Source organism: Polaribacter huanghezhanensis, assembly GCF_030444335.1.
GTDB lineage: Bacteria > Bacteroidota > Bacteroidia > Flavobacteriales > Flavobacteriaceae > Polaribacter > Polaribacter huanghezhanensis.
Genome location: NZ_CP128595.1, coordinates 2017721 through 2042518 on the forward strand (window position 1 = coordinate 2017721; position 24798 = coordinate 2042518).

17 protein-coding genes are annotated in these 24798 nt (G+C 30.0%); 4 read left to right on the plus strand and 13 right to left on the minus strand.

The features are described from left to right. Positions 1–18: 18 nt before the first annotated feature. The 9 genes from KCTC32516_RS09565 to KCTC32516_RS09605 form a co-directional block, all read right to left on the minus strand. On the minus strand, positions 19–3441 hold the full coding sequence (locus KCTC32516_RS09565; RefSeq protein WP_301400193.1) for a caspase family protein: 3423 nt from the start codon (positions 3439–3441) through the stop codon (positions 19–21). Between the two features lie 11 nt (positions 3442–3452). Beyond that, entirely contained in the window at positions 3453–4916 is a 1464-nt protein-coding gene (locus KCTC32516_RS09570; RefSeq protein ID WP_301400194.1) for a C1 family peptidase, read from the minus strand. A gap of 126 nt (positions 4917–5042) precedes the next feature. After that, complete coding sequence (locus tag KCTC32516_RS09575) at positions 5043–6995, minus strand: DUF3857 domain-containing protein (protein WP_301400195.1); 1953 nt, start codon at positions 6993–6995, stop codon at positions 5043–5045. Between the two features lie 3 nt (positions 6996–6998). Beyond that, positions 6999–8078, minus strand: a complete 1080-nt coding sequence (locus KCTC32516_RS09580) for a 3'-5' exonuclease (protein WP_301400196.1) — start codon at positions 8076–8078, stop codon at positions 6999–7001. Between the two features lie 24 nt (positions 8079–8102). Next, positions 8103–8762 (minus strand): YggS family pyridoxal phosphate-dependent enzyme, encoded by a 660-nt coding sequence (locus KCTC32516_RS09585; protein WP_301400197.1) that lies wholly within the window; start codon positions 8760–8762, stop codon positions 8103–8105. Between the two features lie 2 nt (positions 8763–8764). Continuing rightward, the gene (locus KCTC32516_RS09590; RefSeq protein ID WP_301400198.1) at positions 8765–10003 is read right to left on the minus strand and encodes a DUF1015 domain-containing protein; all 1239 of its coding nucleotides are present in this window, start codon (positions 10001–10003) and stop codon (positions 8765–8767) included. 7 nt (positions 10004–10010) lie between these two features. Continuing rightward, positions 10011–10961, minus strand: a complete 951-nt coding sequence (locus KCTC32516_RS09595) for a D-2-hydroxyacid dehydrogenase (RefSeq protein WP_301402752.1) — start codon at positions 10959–10961, stop codon at positions 10011–10013. Between the two features lie 74 nt (positions 10962–11035). After that, positions 11036–12100, minus strand: a complete 1065-nt coding sequence (gene serC / locus KCTC32516_RS09600) for a 3-phosphoserine/phosphohydroxythreonine transaminase (protein ID WP_301400199.1) — start codon at positions 12098–12100, stop codon at positions 11036–11038. Positions 12101–12159: 59 nt separating this feature from the next. Next, on the minus strand, positions 12160–13209 hold the full coding sequence (locus tag KCTC32516_RS09605; protein ID WP_436410100.1) for an acyl-CoA reductase: 1050 nt from the start codon (positions 13207–13209) through the stop codon (positions 12160–12162). A gap of 80 nt (positions 13210–13289) precedes the next feature. Here KCTC32516_RS09605 and KCTC32516_RS09610 point away from each other — a divergent pair, with 80 nt between their 5' ends. Next, positions 13290–13640: a 4Fe-4S dicluster domain-containing protein gene (locus KCTC32516_RS09610; protein ID WP_301400200.1), complete on the plus strand. Its 351-nt coding sequence runs from the start codon at positions 13290–13292 to the stop codon at positions 13638–13640. A gap of 89 nt (positions 13641–13729) precedes the next feature. Here KCTC32516_RS09610 and KCTC32516_RS09615 read toward each other — a convergent pair whose 3' ends face one another. The 4 genes from KCTC32516_RS09615 to KCTC32516_RS09630 all read right to left on the minus strand — a co-directional run bounded on the left by KCTC32516_RS09615 (position 13730) and on the right by KCTC32516_RS09630 (position 20896). After that, a complete protein-coding gene (locus KCTC32516_RS09615; protein ID WP_301400201.1) occupies positions 13730–16360 on the minus strand; it encodes a TonB-dependent receptor in 2631 nt (876 codons plus the stop codon). A 157-nt stretch (positions 16361–16517) separates the two neighbouring features. Next, positions 16518–19217, minus strand: a complete 2700-nt coding sequence (locus KCTC32516_RS09620; RefSeq protein ID WP_301400202.1) for a TonB-dependent receptor plug domain-containing protein — start codon at positions 19215–19217, stop codon at positions 16518–16520. 31 nt (positions 19218–19248) lie between these two features. Continuing rightward, positions 19249–20247 carry a FecR family protein gene (locus KCTC32516_RS09625; RefSeq protein WP_301400203.1) on the minus strand — a complete coding sequence of 333 codons (999 nt, stop codon included), beginning with the start codon at positions 20245–20247 and terminating at the stop codon, positions 19249–19251. Positions 20248–20329: 82 nt separating this feature from the next. Next, positions 20330–20896: an RNA polymerase sigma factor gene (locus KCTC32516_RS09630; protein WP_301400204.1), complete on the minus strand. Its 567-nt coding sequence runs from the start codon at positions 20894–20896 to the stop codon at positions 20330–20332. Positions 20897–21110: 214 nt separating this feature from the next. Between KCTC32516_RS09630 and ychF the strand changes: the two genes are divergently transcribed. From ychF to KCTC32516_RS09645, 3 genes are all read left to right on the plus strand, one after another. Beyond that, entirely contained in the window at positions 21111–22202 is a 1092-nt protein-coding gene (gene ychF, locus KCTC32516_RS09635) for a redox-regulated ATPase YchF (RefSeq protein ID WP_301400206.1), read from the plus strand. A gap of 117 nt (positions 22203–22319) precedes the next feature. Further along, positions 22320–24182 carry a DNA topoisomerase IV subunit B gene (locus tag KCTC32516_RS09640; RefSeq protein ID WP_301400207.1) on the plus strand — a complete coding sequence of 621 codons (1863 nt, stop codon included), beginning with the start codon at positions 22320–22322 and terminating at the stop codon, positions 24180–24182. A 49-nt stretch (positions 24183–24231) separates the two neighbouring features. Further along, positions 24232–24768, plus strand: coding sequence for an ORF6N domain-containing protein (locus tag KCTC32516_RS09645; RefSeq protein WP_301400208.1), 537 nt, complete (start codon positions 24232–24234; stop codon positions 24766–24768). The last annotated feature ends 30 nt before the right edge of the window (positions 24769–24798 follow it).

Below are 24798 nucleotides of genomic sequence, written 5' to 3' on the forward strand. Positions count from 1 at the left end.
TTTTGAAATTAAATTTTATTATTCTTTTTTAACAAAAATAAAATCTCCTCCTTCGTCACCAATACCATAGATAGTTCCGTATTGTGGTGTGTTTGGACTGTTATTCATTACAGGTTCTTCTATTCTGTCAAAAAGTTGACGTGCAGATAAATAGTTGCTAGGATTTGTTTCTAACCTTTTTAGCAAATATTTTAGGAACATGCTTTTATTTGGAACTGTTTTTAAAGTTCCACTTGTAATTGCTTTTCTACTTGTTAATTCGAATTTCTTTTGAATAGATTTGGGAGATTTTTCGAACGACCGTACTTGTCTAAAAATACTACCACTAAAACAGGCATCAGAAATTAATAAAGTGTGTTTAGATCTAATCGATTTTAAGAAATCTACCACTTGCGAGTTGCTAATTAAATTTAGTTCATATTCCATATCTGCATCCGAAGGTAACCAAGCACCAAGTCCACTTATTTCATCATAAATTCCGTGTCCAGCATAGAAAACTAATAGATTATCTCTATCGGTAACTTTCTTTTTCAGCTTGCTAAATTCTTTAATAATGTCATTTGCCTTTGGGCTGTTATTTAAAATAACAACATTTTCTTTTTTAAAGCTGTATTTGTTTATCAATACATTTCCTAAGTCTTGTGCATCTTTTGTTGGCAATCCACCCAAATCTGTAATTGCTCCGTCACCATAATCACTTACACCAATTAACAATGCGTAATATTCGCCAAAACCATTATTTATATTGTTATTATTTACAACAATTACATCATCTTTAACATCAACAACATCTGGAGATTTTCTTTTAATCGTAAATGTTTTGGTTGATGATGCTTGTTTTAAATCTGTCGCTTTTACAATTAAATCATTTGTGCCAAATTTTAAAGGAACATTTGCAGTAAAAGTTCCGTCTTCTTTAACCGTTGCGTCTACACCATTAATTGTAACTTCGTAAATACCATCTTTATCTGTTGCTTTACCACGCACTAAAATCTTTTTTGTTTTTACAATTTTAAATCCACGTTCTACAACAGGCTCTGTAATTACAACTTCTGGCGGAGTATTAAAGCTTGATGATGGGTAGGTTACATTTAAATAATTTACAGAAATCTCTTGCTTATTGTAAACGCTAAACCCAATATAATCTCCAAAAAACTTAGAATACGGAGCTTCGTTTACATATTGATCGTTGATGTAAATCCTCAATAAATTATTGGTTTTTACAATTTTTATTTTATTTGGTTGATACGTTTCTTTATTTAAAGCAGCACTTTCTGTCCAAGGAATTAGCTTGTTAGAAACATCATTTTCTAATTTTCTAAATAAATAACTTCCCTCTTTTGATAAAAACAAATCAAATTCGTTGGTGTTATTTTGACGACCAAAGGCAAAAGCAATAGATCCAGTAGAAGAGCTTGTAAGTCTTGTTAATGAGGTTTCTATAATAAAATCTCTACTAGTGTCAATTCCCACTTTTTTACTAATAAAAACACCTCCTTTTTCGTTGTTACTTTTTATATAAAGTTTCCCATTGCTAATTCTGGTTTTTATGTTTGTATCATCAGACAAATTCCATCCATTAGTATTGCTTGTAAAACTCTCATTTAATGGAACTTTTAAGGTGTTAGAAGTAACAATTGTGTTTTTTGATTTTTTTAGGTACTTAATAGTAATATTATCGACACCAATTTTTTGTTTGTTAAACACAACAAATCCTAATCGATGACCAAAAAAGGACTCAAAATCTGTTTGAGCTACAAAAGTATTGTTGATATAAAACTTGTATTGATCGCTCTCTTTTCTGATTTTTAACGTATTTAAGGCTCCATTTCCAGTTTTTATAGCAGATGATTTAGTAAATTTTTTAATCAGTTCTTCTTTATCATCTACAACACGCGCAATTTTATAATATCCGTTTCCAGTAAGATAAAAGCGAAAGCTATTTTTGCCTTCTTTACCCCATTGAAATCCGTAGGAAATATTAGTAACTCCATTAATTTTTTTAATTGCAGTGCTAATTTCAAAATCTCTTGAAGTATCTATGGTTTTAGGAATATTAACAGCCCAACCACCAGATTCTTTTAGATGTTCAAAACTATAATAGCTATTCGCAACACTCATAATTGTGTTTCCACTAGAGTTGGTTGTTGGCCAATTGTTATTGTTGTTTGTAAAATAATCTATTAAGACTTTTTCTCCGTTAGCAACAACTACATTGTCATTGTTGTCGTTTTGATTTATATATTTTATGTTTAAATCGTCGATGGCAATACTTTGATCGTTATAAGCAATAAACCCAAAACGATTTCCCATAAACGGTTTGTGTGTATACAAGGTTAAGTACCTGTCGTTAACATAAAACTTAATAAAACCTCTTTCTTTTTTTATTTTTAAAGTGTTGTAGGCGTTATTTCCAGTATTTATATAGGAAGATTTTGTCCAATCTTTTATTGCAGTGTATTTTCCGTCTACATATTGATCTATTGAGTAAGAACCGTTTGCAGTTACTGTAAAAACAAATTGATTATTCCCATCTTTTCTACCAAAAACAAAACCGTAACCATTGTTCTTAATTCCGCTAATTTTTAAAAATTTAGCTTCAATTTCAAAATCTTTACTCGTGTTAATATCAATAACTTTTGTACTAGACCAACCACCAGAATCTCTTTTATGTTCAAAATAATATTTACCATTACGTACTTCTAATTTTGAGCTACTATCTGAAGATTCTGCCCAACTATTTTTATTTGAAGAAAAATCATCATTTAAAATATTGCTACCTGTTGTTGTGGTTGTAGTAGTTACATTGTTATTATTACCTCCATTGATGTATTTTGCGCTTAAGTTGTTTACAGCAATTTTTTGATCATTGTAAATAACAAAACCAAGACGATTGCCAAAAAAAGGTTTGTATGTAAAAAGTGTTAGGTATCTATCATTTACATAAAACTTAATAAATCCATTTTCCTTTTTTATTTTTAAAGTATTGTAAGCATAATTACCAGTTTTTATATGGTCAGATTTTGTCCATCCTTTTAATGCTGTAAATTTACCACCAATATATTGATCTATTGAATAAGAACCTCCTGCCGTTATTTTAAATACAAATTGATTGTTGCTATCTTTTCTGCCAAAAACAAAGCCATATCCATGGTTACTAATACCACTAATTTTTAAAAATTGAGCTTCAATTTCAAAATCCTTATTGGTATTGATATCAACAACCTTTGTACTAGACCAACCACCAGATTTTCTTTTGTGTTCAAAATAATATCGATTATTTTTTATCTCTAAAGTTGCGCTATTGTCAGATGATTCTGCCCAATTGTTTTTGTTTGATGTAAAATTATCTTCTAGAATTACACTACCTGTTAGTTGCGCATTGGCAATAAAAGCAAATGTTGATAAAAAGAAAGCTAAGAATAAGTGTTTAGTTTTCATAATGTTGTTTTTTATTGGTGATTCATTTCTATAAAGAGAGGTACAATTTTAGCAGTGGTATTTGATGATTTTGTTGCAAAAGCAATTTTATTACTATCAAATTTAATATCAGATCCTTTATATATTTTAGATTGTAGTGCTTTTTTAACTCTAGAAACAAAGTCTCCAGACCCGTATCTTGTAATGCTTACAATTTTGTCAATGTCTAATTTTTCTTTGCTGTATAAAACACAAAGGATGTCTCTACCTGGATTAGAATCAAATTCTATAAAGTAATCTTCGTTTGGTAGTGCTATTTCACTATCTACGTAGTTAAAATAGTCGCTAAAATTTTCAAAAGGATATAATTTATTTACAGATTTATCTGCAGAGCCATAGCCAATTAAATATAGATAACCTTTTTGTTTACTTTTTAAGTAAATTCTAAATTGAGTTCCAGAACCATAACTTTTAGCAATTCTATAAGTTGCTTCTGAAGCTTTTACAACATTAAAATTTCTGGAAGCTCCTTTGGCTAAAATCGGAGTCATATTTTCGCCATTTCCTAATTTTAATGTCATTTCTCCAGCTAAAATATTAGGATTATCGGTAACAATATCATCATTATCATCTGGAGATACAATAACTGTAGGTTTTGAGCTTTTATCAACTAAAACATAAGCTGTTTTGGTGTTTTTTTTAAAATCATCATACCGCACCCAAATGTATCCGTTGTTTCCCCAATTTGTTCCCCAAGAGTTTAACAATTCAAAAGCGCCGCCATATTTATCATCATCATAGCCAATAGCCACCATTGCATGTCCACCAGGTTTGCTTGTATGGATTCCGTTCCAATATCCTTTTGCTTTAAAGAATGTAGAAGAAACTTGCATTCCAATAACAACTGGATTTTTATTTGCGATTGCTTTTTTTACTTTTCCTACTAAATTAGAAGGATTGTCCCATTTTGCTAACCTTTCGTAAGTTAAAATGGTATTTTGTTTTGCTTTTTGCAAACCATAGCTAGATGGGTTTTTAACACAGTTAGTTTGATCGTAACTAAAATCTTTTAATTCTAAAACGCCATAAGTATTTAGCAATTTCATTGCATCTGCAATATAAGATCCGCGTTTACAATTTGTATCATTTTTAAATTTAATTAAGTTGTAAACAAATGCAGGTGAATAGGTATTTTGATTGATTTTTGCAGTATTATTTGCCCAACCATTTTTTACAGCATTGGCAATTGTTCTTGCTCCATAACCACTTGCCCAACCAACACAAGATGGTTGTTGTCCTTGATTTCCTGGTGTTGGAGTATAGGATTTAAGGCTATAGTTTCTTGGTACAGCAGTTACACTTCTTGTAATTAACGGAACTGTTTCTGTAACATTTTCGTATTTTTCTTGACTAAATTCTAAACCGGTAACAAATTCTTGTGCATAGCATGTTGTGCTTAGAAGCATTAAAAACACAATAAGTGAAAACTTTTTCATGATGTTTGTTTTTAGGTTATTTTACAAAAAGGGGAGATATGTATAGAAAAAACAATACGCAATTATTCGTATATTTTATAAAAATAACAAAAAAAATGAAGATTTAAAACTATTATGTAAAGGTTGCTAAATTTTTTCTAAAGTAATAATGGTAGATTGTGCTTTTACTATTTGATTAAAATATTCTTTCAAAGCAAAATATTCTTCGTTAGAATACATTGCTTTATTAAATTTAAATTGAAAGATCACAACGATTTTATTCCCAATACTTTTGCAATTTAACACTAATTTCCCTCCATTATTTGGTAAAGAAAAAGCTTTACTTTCTGGTATAGATACTATTTTATAATTATTGGGTAATAAAATATTAGCTCTGTAGTTATAACTGAAAGCATGACCAAAGTTTACGGGGTAAAATCTATTATCTAATTTGAATGGATTACTAATATATCTATCTAAATAAAACAGTTGTAATTGAATTGAATTAGAGGAACTATTATTAACCGTAAAGTCTAAGTTTTCAATTAATTGATTTTCTTTAAAATTCTTTCCTTTATTAGAATAATTATTTAATGTGATTTTATCAGTACTAAAAACGTCTAAATAATCATCTTTACTAAATTTGTTAATTCTAGATCTTGTATTTAGAGCGTCGTGTCCAGTTTTTATTACTCTTAATTTGTTTTTTACAATGCCATTTTCTTCTAACTTAATATTCATCATGGCTTTTGTTGATGAATTTGTAGATTGACTAATTTCTTGCCAATAACTTTCTTTTTTAAAATCTAACACTCTTGCTTTGCCATTAAGTGTATAATAAGGGGTTAAACCAAAAGTTAAATCTTTTTTACTAGCATCCAAAAAATAATCTTTCCCATTGATAACTGTTTTTATTAATAAATAATTAAAATCAGTAATAACTGGAAAAAGTTGTGTAGGCCTACCATTTTCTCTAGTAGAAGACATGACAATGTATGCCTTAATATTAGCAGCTTTTAACGAATTATATAAAGATATATTTATTTCTGGAATTGTACCAGTTCTATTTTCAAATGCTCTTTTAGTATTTATTTTTTGGAAATTATACCCCTTATTATTAAGGGTGTAATGGTTTTGTATGAAGTAATATACTTGTTTCGCTTTATCAAGCTGATTAGTTTGATTAATGATGTTTTCTGGAAGATTCTTCTTAAAAAAACTTGATTTTTTTATTTCAGAACCAAAGAAGAGTCCAGATTTAAACTTTTTATCTGTAGCTTTCCATGAACTTGTAAAATCATCTTTTTTTCCACTAGAATATTCTATAGTTTCTAATCTAAAGGATAATCTTGAAATATTGTCTTCTTTACTTGTAGTGTATTTCTCTTCAATATAAGCAGGTACATCTTTCATAACAAATTCTTGAACAGCACAATCTACAGAATGTTCTGTATAACCGTCACCTGAATATTTTACACATCCTTTTTTTATCTCTCCTTTGTTAATATCTAAAGGAAAATATCCATTTAACTTGATGTTATATTTAAAATTTCCTACAATAGATGAATTATACTGGCTTTTAATTTTTGGAATATCATCTTGAAAATACCAATCATTCATATTTAATTCATATGGATTAATTAATGTATATGAATATTCAATAACAGAACCAGCTTTTACATTTGGTAGCGTAAAACTTATTTCTTTCCAATTACTAGACAACTCTTTACTTAAAATATTTTTATCTTGTAAATCTGTTGTTTGTGTTATTTGATTAGAAATGTTGTAAGTAACCCCTTTAATGTTTTTAATTTCTTGTTTATCATAATATGGAATTTTTATAATAGCTTTTCTAGAACCTTCTGTTTTTAATATTTTTATCCTAAAATAATAATCAGTCCATGTTTCATTCAAATTATTATTATAAAAAAATAAATTTCCATGATCAAATAAAACAACTGCAGCTGCAGTAGAATCTTTGTCATAAACTGTCATTTGTAGTTCTTCTAAAGAAGTTTGTCCAATTTTTTCTGACTTAGTTCTTTGAGAAAATGATAAAGTAGAAATAAATAGAATTAAAAGGAAAGTGATTTTTTTCATGACCTAGAATCTTATAATTTTTAAAACTGATTTATTTTTTAAATAATTTTTTATGATGGTTTTAGCCAACTCTTTATTTAAAATAGGAGTAAGCATTTCTTTTAAAATGCTCATTTGATTTTCTTGAAAAGCCAAGTTGGTAAAACAATATCCTAAAACCTCGTTATTTTCTATTACAATTATCGAACGCTCATCAATAGTTCTTCCTTTGTCAATCAACAACATATTGTCGCTATTAAAGCTTTTTGACAGCATTCTTTTTTTACTTTTTAAATTGTATTTTGGTTTGTTTACATCCAGTTCTAAAAAATATTTTAAGCTGGTAAGTAACATATTTCCAGTAGATTCGTAACTTATTGAAGCTATTTTTTCTTGAACTTTAAGTGCTCGTTTTGTCGTTTTCACAAACTGATTTGTAAGATCACTTTTTATGTTGCTTCCTTTGCCCATGAAAATAATTTCTCCGTCATCTTTATGCAAATAATAAACGCCCATAATTGTGGGAATTGCTTCCATTAAACCAGTTAGTTTTTCTGCAACCTTCTTAGAATCAAAATGTTTAATGGTGCTTTTTAGTATTGTTTTGTCAACATCCTTATTTAACAATAGTTTAAAAAGTTGAATAGTCGCGAGTGCATCACCAGAAGCTCTATGTCTATCATTCATTGGTATTCCGAGAGATTTACATAATTTACCTAAACTGTATGAAGGTTTGTCTGGAATCAATTTTCTACTTAATTCAACCGTACACAACGTGTCTCTTTTAAATTGATATCCTAACCGTTTGTATTCTGTTTTTAAAATACGATAATCAAAACTCGAGTTGTGAGCAACAATAATACAATCTTCTGTAATTTCTAAGATTCGTTTTGCTACTTCGTGAAATTTTGGAGCATTTTTTAGCATTTTATTGTTGATTCCGGTAAGTTGTACCACAAAAGGCTGAATGTCTTTTTCTGGATTTACCAATGTAATAAGTTGATCGACAACAGCATGTCCGTCAAACTTGTAGATTGCAATTTCAGTAATTCCTTCTTCGTTAAATTTTCCTCCGGTAGTTTCAATATCTAAAATTGCGTACAAACTCTTTTTCTTTTTTAAGTAAAACTAAGCAATATAATTTCGAGCGCCAAAAATAGCACTTCCAACTCTAACCATATTACTTCCATTTTTTATTGCTAATTGATAATCTCCACTCATTCCCATTGATAAAATTGTAAGTTTTGTATGTTGGGTTTTGAGGGCGTCAAAAAAGTTTTTTAATGCTGAAAACTCTTCTGATAATTGTTCTTGGTTTTCTGTAAATGTTGCCATTCCCATTAAACCAACAATTCTAATATTTTCTAATTCTTTAAATTCTTCTGAAGTGATAATCGTTTCAATATCTAAAAAAGACAAACCAAACTTGGTCTCTTCTTTTGCAATTTTAGCTTGCAATAAACAATTGATAATTCTATTGTGTTTTTTTGCTTGTTTGTTGATTTCTTTCAAGGTTTTAAAACTATCTACACCGTGAATCAGATCAACAAAATGCGCCATGTATTTTACTTTGTTTCTCTGTAAGTGCCCAATCATATGCCATTGAATATCTTTTGGCAATTCATCGTGTTTGGCAGCCATTTCTTGAATTTTATTTTCGCCAAATACACGCTGACCAGCATTGTAAGCTTCTAAAATAGCTGAATTCGGTTTTGTTTTAGAAACCGCAACTAAAGTTACATTTTCTGGAAGGCTATTTTTTATGTGAAGTAAGTTTTTTGCGACCATAATTAAAATTCGTAAATGGTTAAAGCACTTCTTAATTTGGGTTCAATATACGTTGTTTTTGGAGGCATTAACATGCCAGCATCCACAATGTTTTTTAGTTCTTCAATAGTTGTTGGTAACATCCCAAAAGAAACTTTAAAATCACCAGCATCTACTTTTGTTTTTAATTCTAAACTATCAGATTTATTTTGAGAGTAAATAATTTTAGAATCATTTCTAATATCTTCAATTCCTAAAATAGGTTTTAATATTGTTTGATATAAAATTTGAGCATCTAATTTACTAAGAGCATCGGTAAAATTATAAACACTTTTACGCAAATATAAAGCATAAAAATCACCATTTAAATACATGCTAAAATGATGTTTTTCTTTTGGTTTATATAATTCTTGTCCACGATTTTCAATTCTAAAATAGGTGTCCAATTCAATTAAAAATTCATCAGATGTTAATCCGTTTAAATCTTTTATAAAGCGATTAAACTCATAAATATTTAATTGACTTTCTGGTAATAAATAACTCATAAAAAAGTTATAATCTTCGTTACCAGTATGATTTGGATTCTCTTTTGCCAAGTTTTCTGCTAACAAACACGACGATGTAGATCGATGATGTCCGTCGGCAATGTATAAGGTTTCAACTTCTTTAAAAGTGGCAGTAATCAATTCAATATCTTGTTGATTGCTTACAATCCAAAGCAAATGAGAATCTTTATCTGTTGTAGAAAACTCAAATTCGGCTCTCGTTTTTTGATACTTTTTAATGATGTTTGTAATAACATCATTATCAGGATAGGTTAGGAGTACAGGTTCTGCATTAAAACCGGTATTTTTTAAATAGTTTTCAAATAACAATTCTCGTTGTTGTAAAGTTCCTTCGTGTTTTTTGATGACATTATTATGGTAATCAGCTACAGAAGTAGCACCAATAATTCCACAAAAAGAATTTGTGGGAGTTATTTTCTGATATATATATAAAGCAGGAACTTCATCTTGTGTAAAAATTGCATTTTCTTTAAATTCTTGATATCTATTATGTACTAATTTAAAACGTAAATCTCCACTTACATCTTGCTGATGATATTTATACCCAGGATTGATAACATGCAAAAAAGTATATGGGTTAAAAGCCAGTTTGGCATTTAACATATCTGGAGTATAAATTTCGCGCGATTTTGTAGAAACCAACGCAACTTTATCTCTAGCTGCTCTAACTGCCTTAAAAGGTTTTAGGATTGCCATGTTACTTTTAAGAAAGTAATTTTATAATTTGTTCTGCTAATTCTTTGCCAATTCTGTCTTGCGCTTCTAAAGTTGCAGCCCCAATATGTGGAGTTAAAGAAATATCAGGATTCATTAATAGTTGAATTTCAGGAGTTGGTTCTTTTTCAAAAACATCTAAACCAGCATATTTTACTTTTCCAGAATCGATTGCGTTTACCAAAGCAACTTCGTCAATGACTCCTCCTCGAGCAGCATTTATAATTCCAACGCCATCTTTCATCAAACTAAATTGTTTTTCTCCAAGAATATATTCATCTTGATTCGGAACGTGTAATGTAATAAAATCAGCTTGTTTGATAACTTCATCAAAAGATTCAGTTTCTATTTTAACATCAATAGATTGTCCGTTGTAAAAAGGAACATTAATAATTGCTTCACCAACATGACCGTCATTTGCAATTACTTTCATACCGATTCCTAAAGCAATTTTAGCAACTTCTTTACCAATTCTACCAAAACCAATAATTCCAATAGTTTTTCCACGTAATTCTGTTCCACCAGCAAACCCTTTCTTTAAATCTTTAAATCGCGTATCGCCTTCTAAAGGCATTTCTCTATTTGCTTGATGTAAAAAACGAACCATTCCAAATAAATGTGCAAAAACCAATTCTGCAACAGAGCTAGAAGATGCATTTGGTGTATTGATAACAAACAAACCTTGATTTTTAGCATATTCAACATCAATATTATCCATTCCAACACCACCACGACCAATCAATTTTATACTCGGACAAGCATCAATTAACTCTTGACGAACTTGTGTTGCACTTCTTACTAAAATTGCATCTATAGAATTTTCGTTGATAAAATTTTCTAATTGATTTTGTGCAACTTTTGTGGTGATAACTTCAAATCCTCCTGCTTCAAGTGCTTCAATTCCACTTTGTGAAATTCCGTCGTTTGCTAATACTTTCATCATTTATTTAAATATTCAAAAATTTAAAAACTCAAAAATTGTTACATTTTCAGGTTTTCAAATTGTTACATTAATTATTTCTTTCTTTCTAATTCTTGCATTACATCAACCAAGACTTGAACGCTGTATAATGGCAATGCGTTGTACATGCTTGCTCTATAACCACCAACACTTCGATGGCCGTTAATTCCGTTTATGCCTGCTTCTAAACACATCTTGTCGAATATTTCTTTTAAGCTTTCATCAACAAGAGTAAAAGTAGCGTTCATGTTACTTCTGTCTTCTTTTGCCGCAAATCCTTTAAACAACGGATTTCTATCAATCTCTTTATAAATTAATTCCGCTTTTTTGTTGTTTGCTTTTTCAATAAATGCTATTCCGCCCAAATCTTTTAGCCATTCTAATGTTAACATAGAAACATAAATGGCAAAAACAGAAGGTGTATTAAACATGCTGTCTTTGTCAATATGAATTTTGTAATTTAACATTGATGGAATTACTCTCTCAACATTTCCTAGAATTTCTTCTTTGATTACAATTAAAGTGGTTCCTGCTGGGCCCAAATTTTTTTGTGCGCCTGCGTAGATTAAATCGAATTTAGAAAAATCTAACTGACGAGAAAATATATCAGAACTCATATCGCAAACAGTAACGCCTTCAAATTCTGGGAATTCTTTGATTTGAGTTCCAAAAATGGTGTTGTTACTTGTGCAATGAAAATAATCTGCATCAGTAGGGATTTCATATCCTTTAGGAATGTATGTATAATTATCCTCTTTAGAAGAAGCAACTTCTACCAATTCTCCAAATAATTTAGCTTCTTTAATAGCTTTGTCTGCCCAAGTTCCTGTGTTTAAATATGCCGCTTTTTTGTTTAATAAATTGTATGCTGTCATTAAAAACTGAGTACTTGCTCCTCCTTGTAAAAACAATACTTTGTAGCCTTTGTTTTCTAAGTTTAACAATTCTAAAACCAAGCTTTTTGCTTTTTCCATTACTGCAACAAAAGGTTTGCTTCTATGCGATATTTCTAATAATGATAAATCATCATTATTAAAATTAAGAACAGCCTCAGAAGCTTTTTGCAATACTTCTTGAGGTAATATTGATGGTCCGGCGCTAAAATTATGTTTTTTCATTTGTTCTTCTTGTACAGATATTTATAACACAAATATCATACTTTTTGATGGTTATCTTTTTAAATTTTTGCTAAAAAATCTAAGGTATTTATTCCGTCTGCATAATCCCACAATTGCGGATTCTGAGTTTCTCCAAATGCAATTTCAGCATCTAAAACTCCGTTTGCAACCACACATTGTATTTTATGAGCATCTTTCTGCAATTTTTCTTTTAATTGGTTGATGTCTGAATAGTATTCGTAAAAAACAGTTGCAATTGGGGACGAATAACTTTCATCTTCTTTAATCATTAAAAAACCGTTTTCTAACAAATCAAACAAACTCATTAAATACACCGCTTTGTTATAATCGTAATTGTTGGCGTATTTGGCGTTGTTTATGATTTCTTTTTTGGTGTACATTCCGTTAAAAAAAGCATCGAAATTATATCCTTCTGGGACAAATAATTTAGAAACACTTCTACAGCCTAAACCAAAATATTTAAAAATATCGTTGCTAAGATTTGTTAGCTCTGTATCAGATTCTTTTCCGGTTAAAACAGCAACAGAATTTCTGCTTTTTCGAATAATACTTGGCTTTCCTTTAAAATAATGTTCAAAATAACGCGCTGTATTATCACTTCCTGTTGCAATTACAGCATCAAAGTTTGTTAAGTTGCCTTCAGTAAATGCTATTTTATTTTTAAAAGAAGGTTCAACATATTCTAAATATTTCGCTAAAAAAGGCATTAAATTTTTATCGTTTGATGATTGCTTCACTAACACCGCATGTCCAGAAATCAACACAGATAAAAAATCATGAAAACCAACCAACGGAATGTTTCCTGCCATAATTACAGCAACTTTTTTCTCAGACTTTTGGAATGATTGATTAGAAATCCATGTGGAAATATTTTCTTGTGATAAAGCGTTAGACCAACTTTCTAAAGAAAATAAAATATTGTCTTTTGTAAACCAACTATTATTTTCTTCAGCCAATTTAAGTTGATGTTTAAATCCATCAAAAAACAAATCATTATGAGCAATATGCTCTTTCTTTTCGATGCCAGATTGAGAAAACTGACTTAAAAATGTTCCTAATTTTACAAAAGCGTCAATTCGTTGTTGCATTCTGTCTATTTCTTTTGGTTGTGAATTATTTTGGGCTTATTTTTGCACCGCAAAGGTACACAAACTCAAAGAAAAAAACTATGGCAATTATAATTACTGATGAATGTATAAATTGTGGCGCATGCGAACCAGAATGTCCAAATACAGCAATTTATGAAGGAGCAGATGATTGGAAATATGCCGATGGAACAGATTTAACAGGAAATGCAGTATTACCAAACGGTAAAAAAGTAAATGCTGATGAAACCAACGAACCTGTTTCTGATGAAATTTACTTTATTGTTGCAGATAAATGTACAGAATGTGTTGGGTTTCATGAAGAACCACAATGTGCTGCAGTTTGTCCTGTAGATTGTTGTGTTCCTGATGAAGATAATGTTGAAACAGAAGAAGAGTTGTTAGCAAAGCAACGTTTTATGCATAACGATTAGTTTTTTAATACATAAAAATAAAACACCCAACGATTAATCGTTGGGTGTTTTTTATAAATAATGAAATTTATAATTCAAACAATTCTCAATTAAAATTGATAGTTAAGTCCAACTGTAAAATTAGTACCTAATTGACCAAGTTGTTGTACTTCAGAAGAATAGATAAACCTACCTCCAGCCTGTGCGGTATTAGTCGATTTTAATGTCTTATCTGGGTAGACATCAAAGATGTTGTTAATTCCACCGTTTATATTTATTTTATCAGTTAACTTGTACCCAAAACCAATATCAGTAGAAATTTTAGCGGCTAAATTTTGATCTGTTCCTCCAGATTGAGGTGCGGTAATTGTAACTTGTCCAAAACGAGTATTATTAAAAGCAATATCCCATTTGTCGTTTACGTAGTTTAACCCTAAAATCATTTTAGATTTTGGTCTAGAGTTTGTGATTAATCCTTGCTCTTGTCTATCAAAAATATTGTAACCTGCATTTGCTAATACTGCTGGAGTTGAAATTGCATCCAATGTAGTTTCGTTAAAGTTTGCTGCAAAACTAGCGTGTAGTTTTCCTGAGCCAAAATCGATATTTCTATAGTTGATTGTAATATCTGTACCAGTTGTTTTTGTGTTACCAGCATTGATAAAGAATTGAACAGCAACCACATTATTACTACTTAAAATTTGCTCTACAGGATTTGTTGGATTTGCGGCAGTACCGTTTTTATATCCAATTTGTGAAGAAAATAAAACTCTATCGTCTACTTTTATTTGGTAAAAATCTATAGATGCCGTAAAGTCTCTATCAAACTTATATGTTAAACCAGCTGAAATATTTTTAGCGGTTTCTGCAAATAAACTAGGTACACCTAATGCTTTTACTGCAGGGTTGTTATTCGCTAATGTTCCTTGTAATAATGGCTCAGAAGAACCAGAAACAATAATATATTGACTATTAGTTAAGTGTCTTTGATGTAATGTTGGAGCTCTAAATCCAGTACTATAAGAAGCTCTAATTGCACCTTTCTCTCCTAATTTATATCTACTATTTATTTTCCAAGAAAAGTTACTTCCAAAATCAGAAAAATTCTCATATCTACCAGCAACACCAATTAAAAAAGCTTCATTTACATCATAATCTAAGTTTGCGTAAGTAGCAAAATTATTTCTTGACCAAAATCCAGCCTCAGCAGGTTTTATACCAGCAAAAGAATCAGAACCTCCTTTGTAATAAGACAATGGGTCACCTTCAAAAGCTTTAAAACTTTCTATTTTATATTCTAACCCCACAGCAACACTTACTTTTTCAGATAATTTACCATTAAGGTCGTAATTACCAATAACATTTGTTAATCTGTATCCACCTGGTTTAAAAGATGTTGGTGATGTTCCATAATCTTTTAAATGATCTCTATTAACAGAGTTATTTACGGTATAAAAAACATCATTTGCTCCGTATGTCAAACTAATATCAGAGTTCCAATTTTCACCTATTGGATAACGAATACCAACAGTATTGATATAATCATTAATCTCAGTTTCAAATGTTGGTTGATACCCGAAAAAATCTTCTTTTCTTGTTAAGAATTCTAAATCACCAACATCAGCCTGTCTCCAATATGGTGCTCTATAATATGCAAAACTCTGACCAGTTCTAGTAGTAAAACCATGAAAAGAGTACAACGTTGCTTTTTCTCCTAAAGGATGCTCTAGATTTACAAATAAATCTTTTTTCTCCATTTCTGGCTGTCCAACATGCATTCCTAAATCAGGATTAGCTTTTGCCCAAGCAACCCAGTTAGGTAATGGGTTGGCAGGTAAATCTGCAACACCAGGAGTTCCTGCTCTATTTGTAATTTGTTGTTTATAATATCCTAAAGTTAAATTTACAAAACCACCTTCTCCAAACTCAAATGAAGTATTGTAATCAGCTGATAAATTAAACCCATCTTTTTGAGAGGTAATACCTGCTGCAGTTGTAAAAGTAGAGTATTCTACATTTTTCTTTAGAATTATATTCATAACCCCTGCAATTGCATCAGAACCGTATAATGCAGAAGCTCCATCTCTTAAAACTTCTACTCGTTCAATAGCTGCAGTTGGGATACTTTTTAAATCTACACCAACCTCTCCTTTTCCAGGAGTTCTATTTAAATAAACTTGTGCGCTTTGATTTTTTCTTTTTCCATTTATTAAAACCAAAGTTCTACTTGGTCCTAGCCCTCTTAAATCAGCTGGATCATAATGAGCTGTTGCATCAGAAATTGCTTGATTCTGAGAGTTAAAAGAAGGTACTTTAAAAGTTAACATTCTGTCTAAAGTAGCTTTTCCACTATTTTGTAACTCTTTAATACTAATGTTGTCAATTGGTACAGGTGAGTCTAAAATTGTTCTAGGTTTTGCTCTGTTACCTGTAATTACAATTTCATCTAATTGCAATCCTTCAGAAAGTACAATAGTTAAATTTGTTTTTCCATTTACAGAAACTTCTTTTGTTGTGTAACCAGCAAAACTGATTATTAGTACAGCCCCATCATTAACACTAAGTGAAAACTTTCCGTTAAAGTCTGTTGAAGTACCATTTTTCGTTCCTTTCACTACAATGTTTGCTCCTGGCAGGACTTCGTTACTGGTATCAGTAACTGTACCAGTAATAGTGCTTTGTGCAAATGTAATGCTGATGCTAAATATAGCAACAAATAAGAGTGTGATTTTTTTCATCATGTATATGTATTTGTTAATAATAAATTACTTACTATTCTTGTGTTTTAATGAGTATACTTCAAGAATATCTGTGATTTATTATTAATAAGGGAAGTATTGTGGTTATATACCCTTTAAATAGTATTTTTTTTTAAAATAAAATTAGGCTTAGATAATTCTATTTAAACAAATACCTAATTCTAAAATTAAAATTAGTACCCAATAAACCTAATTGTTGAACTTCAGAGGAATAGATTAATCGATTTCCAGCTTCTGTGGTATTCGTAGTTTTTAAAGTTTTGTCAGGGTAAATATTAAATATATTATTAATATTAGCCATTAAAATTATTTCGCTAGATAATTTATAATTTAAACCAAAATCTGTAGCTATTTTTGGGTTTAATTCTTGGTCTACACCGCCAGATTGAGGTGCTGTTATTATAACTTTTCCAAAACGTGTATTGTTTAGTGATAAATTCCAATTTTTGGTTGTGTAATTTAATCCTAATATAAATTTTGATTTTGGCCTTGAACTAGTGATTAGTCCTTTTTCTTGTCTATCAAAAATTGTATAGCCTGCATTTGCTAAAATATTTGGGGTTGTAATAGTATGAATTGTAGTTGTATTAAAATTTACAGCTAAATTAATCAGTAGTTTATTATTGGAGTTTAAATTAATTTGTTTATAGTTTAATAAAAAATCAACTCCTGTAGTTTTGGTGTCTCCTGCATTTATAAAAAATTGCATGGTTTCTACATTATTATCTTTTAGTATTTGTTCAACAGGATTTGTAATGTTTGATGGTGAACCGTTTTTATATCCTATTTGAGAAGAAAATAAAACCCTATTTTTCACTTTTATATTATAAAAATCTATCGAAGTTGAAAAATTAGAATTAAACTTATATGTTAATCCTGCAGATAAATTTATTGAAGATTCTGCAAATAAATTAGGAACACCTAATGCTTTTACAGCTGGGTTATTATTAGACAGTGTTCTTTGGAGTCGAGGTGTAAGAGAATTTGATGCGTGAATATATTGACTACTAGTTAAGTGGCGTTGATGCAGTGTAGGAGCTCTAAAACCAGTACTAAACGAACCTCTTATGACTCCTTTTTCTCCTAATTTATAACGACTGTCTATTTTCCATGAAAAGTTACTGCCAAAGCCAGAAAATTTTTCATACCTATTTGCAATACCTATTAAAAATTTATTATTGATATCATAATCAATTTGCAAATACCCCGCAATATTGTTTCTTTCCCATTTCCCTGCTTCATTAGGTTTAATACCAGCAAATGAATCTGAACCGCTTTTATAGTATGAAAAAGGATCTCCTTCATAAGCAGTAAATCCTTCGTTTTTGTACTCAAAACCCAAAGCAAGGCTTATAAATTCTGAATATTGGCCTGTAACATCAAAATTTATGATGGTGTTATTTAATTTATATCTTCCAGGGTCAAATGAAGTAGGAGAAGAGCCATGATCTTTTAGATAATCTCTATTTATAGAGTTGTTTACTTTATATAATACTGAATTGGCACCATAAGTAATACTCCCATCTGCCAACCAAGTATTATTAAAACGATATTTAAGACCAAAAACACTCATGTAGTCATAAATATTGGTATTAAAAGTTGGCTGATAACCCATAAAATCTTCAGGTCTACTTAATACCCCATAATCTCCAACAGTAGTTTGTCTCCAGTATGGTGCCCTATAAAAGGCAAAACTTCGCCCATTTCTATTTGTATAGTTATGGAAAGAATAGAAAGTAGTTGCTTTTCCAATAGGATGTTCTATATTAACAGAAAAGCTTTTTTTTTCAAGATCAGGTTGACCAACATGCATGCCTAGTTTAGGGTTGTTTTTCGCCCAATAAACCCAATTAGGAAGAGGGTTGTTGGGTAGGTCTAACACTCCTGGTGAACCTGCTCTATTTGTGTTTTTTTGGTTGTAATATCCTAAAGTAAAATTTATAAAACCACCATTTTTAAACATATAAGAACCGTTGTAGTCTGTTGATAAAAAGAAGCCATCCTTTTTCGAAGTAATTCCTATCGAAGTATTGAAAGTTGAGTATGGGACGTTTTTTTTTAATATAAAATTAATAACTCCAGCAATAGCATCTGAGCCGTATTGTGCAGAAGCGCCATCGCGTAAAATTTCTACACGCTCTATAGCAGCTAAAGGAATGCTTTTTAAGTCTACACCAACTTCTCCTTTACCAGGAGTTCTATTTAAATACATTTGTGCACTTTGATTTTTTCGCTTGCCATTAATCAAAACTAACAATCTACTTGGCCCTAATCCTCTTAAATCTGCGGGGTCATAATGTGCAGTTGCGTCCGAAATTGCCTGATTTTGAGAATTAAAAGAAGGAACTTTATAAGTTAGCATTTCTTCAATTGTTTTTTTTCCGCTATTCTTTAATTCTTTTATATATAAATTGTCTATTGGTATCGGAGAATCTAAAATTGTTCTAGGCTTTGTTCTATTTCCTGTAATGACGACTTCTTCTAATTGAATATTATTTTGATATGTGTAATTATTAAATGCCTTCTTTTTTTTTGGAGATTTTGTGTATACTACAAAATAATTATTTCCTAAATCATCAAAATAATAAGAAGTATCTATTTCTAATAACTGTATCGTTTTGTCTAGTGTTTTACTATTTAAAAATTTGACATCTATTTTCTTTTTATCAAAAACAGTAGAGTTATACGTAAAGTAAACATTATATTTTTTACTTAATGAATCTAATAGAGAGGTGAAAAGAATTTTATCTGAAGATGTTTTTTGTGCGTAAATAGAAACTGAACAAAACAGGATCCAACAAAGGATGAATAAAACTGTTATTGTTTTTCTTTTAGGCATTCAATTAAAGAATTTAGTAAATATAACTAAATTATTTATTTTTTATAAAAAGCTGATTTTTGATCCTAGTAATTTTTACATTAACCGATTTCTCTATTGCTTTTAAACAAATATCTAAATTTGTAACAGGAACAGTACCTGTAATTATTTTTGATTTACTAATTTCATCTTCAAAATTCACTTTTAAACCATAAGTATCTTCAATCTTTTTAATAGCATCAGATAAAGGTATTTTATCAAAAATAATTGAACCGTCTTTCCAAGAAGTTACTAGAGAAGATTTCATGTTTTTGTTTTGATTTAATATGATATCGTCTTCAGAAGTGTAAGAAATGTAATTTCCAGGAATCATTTTTTGGGTTTTCCCATTTTTAAGCTCAAGCCAAATATTTCCTTCCTCTAAGAATACTGCTGTTTGATTGCGCTTAGTATTTACATTAAAAGATGTACCATAAACTTCTACTGTTAAATCATTGGTGTGAACCCAAAATTTTGCATTTGTACTTGTTTTTTTATCTACTTCAAAAAAAGCTTCTCCTGTCAACCAAATTTTTCTACTATTATTGCCAAAATAATGAATTGAAGAGTTTGAATTCAAGGTAACTAAACTTCCATCATTTAGTTTTAAATGCAGCACTTCTCCAAATGCAGCTTTGTAAGTGGTTTTTTGTGGGTTATTTGTAAGGAAATAAAAACCAACAGAAATGAATAATACTATTGAAGCGGCTATACTACTGTATTTCTTAAAAGTAAAAACTTTTTTTTGCTTTCTTTTAGAAGCTAAAGTTTTGATGCTATTTTCTAAACGATTCCATTCTACTTCAATTTTTTCTTCAGATAAATCTTGGTTTTTAATTTGAATGCCAAGTATAATATCTTTAGCTTCGTTTACTATTTCTCTTTTGTCCGGATTTTGAATGAGCCATTGATCCCAAAAATTAACATCCGAAAGTCTATTGCCTTTAGCCCAATTACAAAAAGAGTCATCTTTTAGAAAGTCTTCAATATTATTGAAATTTGTTATTGTCATTATTTGTAGTGTACTTTAATGTTCATTGGTTTGTATTATTAATAAGTGTATTACAAAATAATATACCCTTTTTTGTATGTTATTAAGAATTAATTAATTGAAGTATAGAAGTTTCTTCTCTTAAATTTTTAATTGCTTTATGTATAGTGTTTGAAGTACTTTGATAGTTTAAATTCATTATTTCAGAGATGTCATTAGTATTTAATCCGCAATAATACTTTAAATAAATGGCTTCTTTTTGTCTTTTTGGAAGTTTGTTGAGTAGGGTGTTGATATTTTTATTTCTGAAAGTTTTACTTTCTTGTTGAATCATTATCTCTTCAGAAGTAAATTGAATATCAATAATATTGATGTTCATTTTATCAAAAGAAACAATTTTAGATTTTTTTTTAAGGGCCGTTATTAAATGCCTTCTATAAGAAGCAAATAGATAGGGTGCAATAGCATCAAGATCACTAAGGTTTTGTCGATGCTCATATATATAAAGAAAAAAATCGTGTAAAGTATCTTCTGTTAATGGAACTCTTTTAGAAATTTTTAACCCATAATTATATAATTTTGGATAGTACGTTTTATATAAAATGGCAAAAGCTTTAAGATCTCCTTCTTTTAACGTTTTCCAAATATATTGATCAGATAATTTATTCATTAAATACAGTATGCTTTACAGGCTAAAAGTAATTAAAAAAAATTAATGCCAATAAATTTATATTTTTTAGTTCTTTGTTTTAAAAAAATGATACTAAATATATTGTTATGTTTTTTAATTCTAAACATTATATTTGCACCTGCTTGCTGCAAGGTAAGCTCGCAAAAATCAAGTTTTGATGTTTGTGTTTTTTATCAAAAATATTTAAAGAATTATGAAAGCTGGAATTGTAGGATTACCAAACGTAGGAAAATCAACCTTATTTAATTGTTTATCAAACGCAAAAGCGCAAAGTGCAAATTTTCCTTTTTGTACGATAGAACCAAATATTGGTGTGGTAAATGTGCCTGACGAAAGATTAGAAAAACTAGAAGAATTAGTAAATCCAGAAAGGGTGCAGCCAGCAACTGTGGAAATAGTTGATATTGCTGGATTGGTTCGTGGAGCAAGTAAAGGAGAGGGGTTAGGAAATCAGTTTTTGGCAAATATTAGAGAAACCGATGCAATTATTCATGTATTGCGTTGTTTTGATAACGACAATATTATCCATGTTGATACTACCATCGATCCGATTAGAGATAAAGAAACGATTGATATTGAATTGCAGTTAAAAGATTTAGAAACTGTTGAAAAACGGTTGGAAAGAGTTAAACGTACCGCAAAAACAGGAAATAAAGAAGCGCAAGCAGAATTGGTGATTTTATTAAAAATCAACGAAACGTTGTTACAAGGAATATCTGTAAGAACTATCGATTTTACAGAAAAAGAAGAAGAATTTGTAAAAACACTTCAATTAATTACAGCAAAACCAGTTTTATATGTGTGTAATGTTGATGAAAATTCAGCCGTTAATGGAAATGCATATGTTGATAAAGTAAAAGAAGTTGTTGCCAATGAAGATGCAGAAATTATTATTTTGGCGGTTGGTACAGAAGCAGATATTACCGAATTAGACGATTATGAAGAACGTCAAATGTTTTTAGCTGACATTGGGTTAGACGAACCTGGTTCATCAAAATTGATTAGATCTGCGTATAAATTATTGAAACTCCAAACGTATTTCACAGCTGGAGTTAAAGAAGTAAGAGCTTGGACAATTAACATCGGAGATACAGCACCACAAGCGGCAGGAGTTATTCATACTGATTTTGAAAAAGGTTTTATTAGAGCAGAAGTAATTAAATACGAAGATTATGTTGCTTTAGGAAGTGAAGCAAAAGTAAAAGAAGCCGGAAAATTATCTATTGAAGGTAAAGAATATATTGTGCAAGATGGTGATATGATGAACTTTAGATTTAACGTTTAAAGGCTTAGAAAAACCGTCAAAAAATATTTTAAAACTCTGTTGATAACTAATTCAATAGAGTTTTTTATTTTTTACGCTTATTGCTATTTTAGCAAGGCATTCAACCCGCAAATTTTTATGGCACAAGAAACAAAATATACCGAAGACAATATTCGATCTCTCGACTGGAAAGAACACATCCGAATGCGTCCTGGAATGTATATTGGTAAATTAGGTGACGGCTCTTCTCCGGATGACGGAATCTATATTTTATTGAAAGAAGTTTTAGACAATTCTATTGATGAATATGTGATGGGAGCCGGTAAAACCATCGAAATTTCTATTAGAGACAAACAAGTAACCGTTCGCGATTATGGTCGTGGAATTCCGTTAGGAAAAGTAGTTGATGTGGTTTCTAAAATGAATACTGGAGGTAAATACGATTCTAAAGCTTTTAAAAAATCGGTTGGATTAAATGGAGTTGGGACAAAAGCCGTAAATGCGTTGTCAGAATATTTTAAAGTGCAATCTATACGAGATAATAAAACTGCTTGGGCAGAATTTACTCAAGGAAATATCGTTGAAGTAGAAGATGCGCATGAATCATCGTTAAGAAAAGGAACAAAAGTGCAGTTTATTCCTGATGAAACAATTTTTGGCAAATACAAATACAGAAATGAATATGTTGCCAAAATGCTTAAAAACTATGTGTATTTAAACACTGGTTTAACCATTTTGTTTAATGGAGAAAAATTTCACTCAGAAAACGGATTAAAAGATTTATTAGAAGAAAATACTTCGGCATCCGATTTATTATATCCAATCATCCACTTAAAAGATGAGGATATTGAAATTGCAATTACACATAGTAAAACACAATATTCAGAAGAATACCATTCGTTTGTAAATGGACAACACACAACGCAAGGAGGAACGCATCAAGCAGCTTACAGAGAGGCGATTGTAAAAACCATTAGAGAATATTTTGGTAAAAATTATGAATCGTCTGATGTGCGTAAATCAATTATTTCTGCAATTGCCATTAAAGTAATGGAACCTGTTTTTGAAAGTCAGACAAAAACAAAATTAGGTTCAACAGAAATGGGTGGTGGTTTGCCAACAGTAAGAACTTTTATCAACGATTTTGTAAAAACACAATTAGACAATTATTTACATAAAAACACCAATGTTGCAGAAGCCATTCATCGCAAGATATTGCAAGCAGAACGTGAGCGTAAAGAGTTATCAGGAATTCGGAAATTAGCAAAAGATAGAGCTAAAAAAGCCAGTTTACATAACAAAAAATTACGCGATTGTAGAGTTCATTTTGATGACATCAAAAAAGAAAACTATTTAGATACAACACTTTTTATTACAGAGGGAGATTCTGCTTCTGGTTCTATTACAAAATCTAGAAATGTAAATACACAAGCCGTTTTTAGCTTAAAAGGAAAACCATTGAATTCCTACGGATTGTCAAAGAAAATAGTATATGAAAACGAAGAATTTAATTTACTGCAAGCGGCTTTAAATATTGAAGACGGAATAGAAGGGTTACGGTATAACAATATAGTAATCGCAACAGATGCCGATGTAGATGGAATGCATATCAGGTTGTTATTGATTACCTTCTTTTTACAGTTTTTTCCTGAAGTGATCAAAGAAGGACATTTGTATATTTTAGAAACACCATTGTTTAGAGTTCGAAATAAAAAAGATACTTATTATTGCTATTCTGAGGAAGAAAAACGAGAAGCGATAGAAAAACTAAAAGGAAAACCAGAAATAACACGATTTAAAGGATTGGGTGAGATTTCTCCAAATGAATTTGTCCATTTTATTGGAAATGATATTCGTTTAGCGCCTGTAATGCTTGACAAAGAAATGTCAGTTGAAGAAATGCTTTCATTTTATATGGGGAAAAATACACCAGACAGACAGAAGTTTATTATTAAGAATTTAAAAGTTGAATTGGATTTAGTTGAAGAAGATATGAGCTAAGAAAAAGAATTAAAATGGAGGTCGCAATTTGCTTCCTCAAGAGTAAAAAATGCAAGAAGAAAAAGAAAAAAGTATGATTTCTGATGAAATCATCACGAACAAAATTTATTTGATTCGCAATCAGAAAGTAATGTTAGATAGAGATTTAGCGGAATTGTATCAGGTAGAAACAAAGAGGTTAAAGGAGGCAGTAAGAAGAAATTTAAGCCGTTTCCCTGAAGATTTTATGTTTGAATTGACAAAAAAAGAGTTTGAGAATTGGAGGACGCAATTTGCGACCTCCAATTCAGATAAAATGGGTTTGCGTTATGTTCCAATGGTTTTTACAGAACAAGGCGTTGCAATGTTGTCAAGTGTGTTAAATAGCGATAGAGCTATTGTAGTAAATATTAAAATTATCAGAATATTTACCAAAATGCGTCAGTTATTAAGTGATAATTTATCGCTTCAGTTAGAAATAGAAAACATCAAAAAGAAATTAACCAATAATTCTAAAAATATAGAATTGGTTTTTAATTATTTAGATGAATTGATTGAGAAGAAAGAAAATAAATCAGACAGAAATAAAATAGGCTATAAAAAGTAGTTTTTATAAAATAAATAAACTCTTAAACGA

Bases quoted from the DNA above. Each gene is read 5' to 3' on its own strand.
- KCTC32516_RS09565 (WP_301400193.1), bottom strand. From the start codon at position 3,441: ATGAAAACTAAACACTTATTCTTAGCTTTCTTTTTATCAACATTTGCT.
- KCTC32516_RS09570 (WP_301400194.1), bottom strand. From the start codon at position 4,916: ATGAAAAAGTTTTCACTTATTGTGTTTTTAATGCTTCTAAGCACAACA.
- KCTC32516_RS09575 (WP_301400195.1), bottom strand. From the start codon at position 6,995: ATGAAAAAAATCACTTTCCTTTTAATTCTATTTATTTCTACTTTATCA.
- KCTC32516_RS09585 (WP_301400197.1), bottom strand. From the start codon at position 8,762: ATGGTCGCAAAAAACTTACTTCACATAAAAAATAGCCTTCCAGAAAAT.
- KCTC32516_RS09590 (WP_301400198.1), bottom strand. From the start codon at position 10,003: ATGGCAATCCTAAAACCTTTTAAGGCAGTTAGAGCAGCTAGAGATAAA.
- KCTC32516_RS09595 (WP_301402752.1), bottom strand. From the start codon at position 10,961: ATGAAAGTATTAGCAAACGACGGAATTTCACAAAGTGGAATTGAAGCA.
- serC (WP_301400199.1), bottom strand. From the start codon at position 12,100: ATGAAAAAACATAATTTTAGCGCCGGACCATCAATATTACCTCAAGAA.
- KCTC32516_RS09605 (WP_436410100.1), bottom strand. From the start codon at position 13,209: ATGCAACAACGAATTGACGCTTTTGTAAAATTAGGAACATTTTTAAGT.
- KCTC32516_RS09610 (WP_301400200.1), top strand. From the start codon at position 13,290: ATGGCAATTATAATTACTGATGAATGTATAAATTGTGGCGCATGCGAA.
- KCTC32516_RS09615 (WP_301400201.1), bottom strand. From the start codon at position 16,360: ATGATGAAAAAAATCACACTCTTATTTGTTGCTATATTTAGCATCAGC.
- KCTC32516_RS09620 (WP_301400202.1), bottom strand. From the start codon at position 19,217: ATGCCTAAAAGAAAAACAATAACAGTTTTATTCATCCTTTGTTGGATC.
- KCTC32516_RS09625 (WP_301400203.1), bottom strand. From the start codon at position 20,247: ATGACAATAACAAATTTCAATAATATTGAAGACTTTCTAAAAGATGAC.
- KCTC32516_RS09630 (WP_301400204.1), bottom strand. From the start codon at position 20,896: ATGAATAAATTATCTGATCAATATATTTGGAAAACGTTAAAAGAAGGA.
- ychF (WP_301400206.1), top strand. From the start codon at position 21,111: ATGAAAGCTGGAATTGTAGGATTACCAAACGTAGGAAAATCAACCTTA.
- KCTC32516_RS09640 (WP_301400207.1), top strand. From the start codon at position 22,320: ATGGCACAAGAAACAAAATATACCGAAGACAATATTCGATCTCTCGAC.
- KCTC32516_RS09645 (WP_301400208.1), top strand. From the start codon at position 24,232: ATGCAAGAAGAAAAAGAAAAAAGTATGATTTCTGATGAAATCATCACG.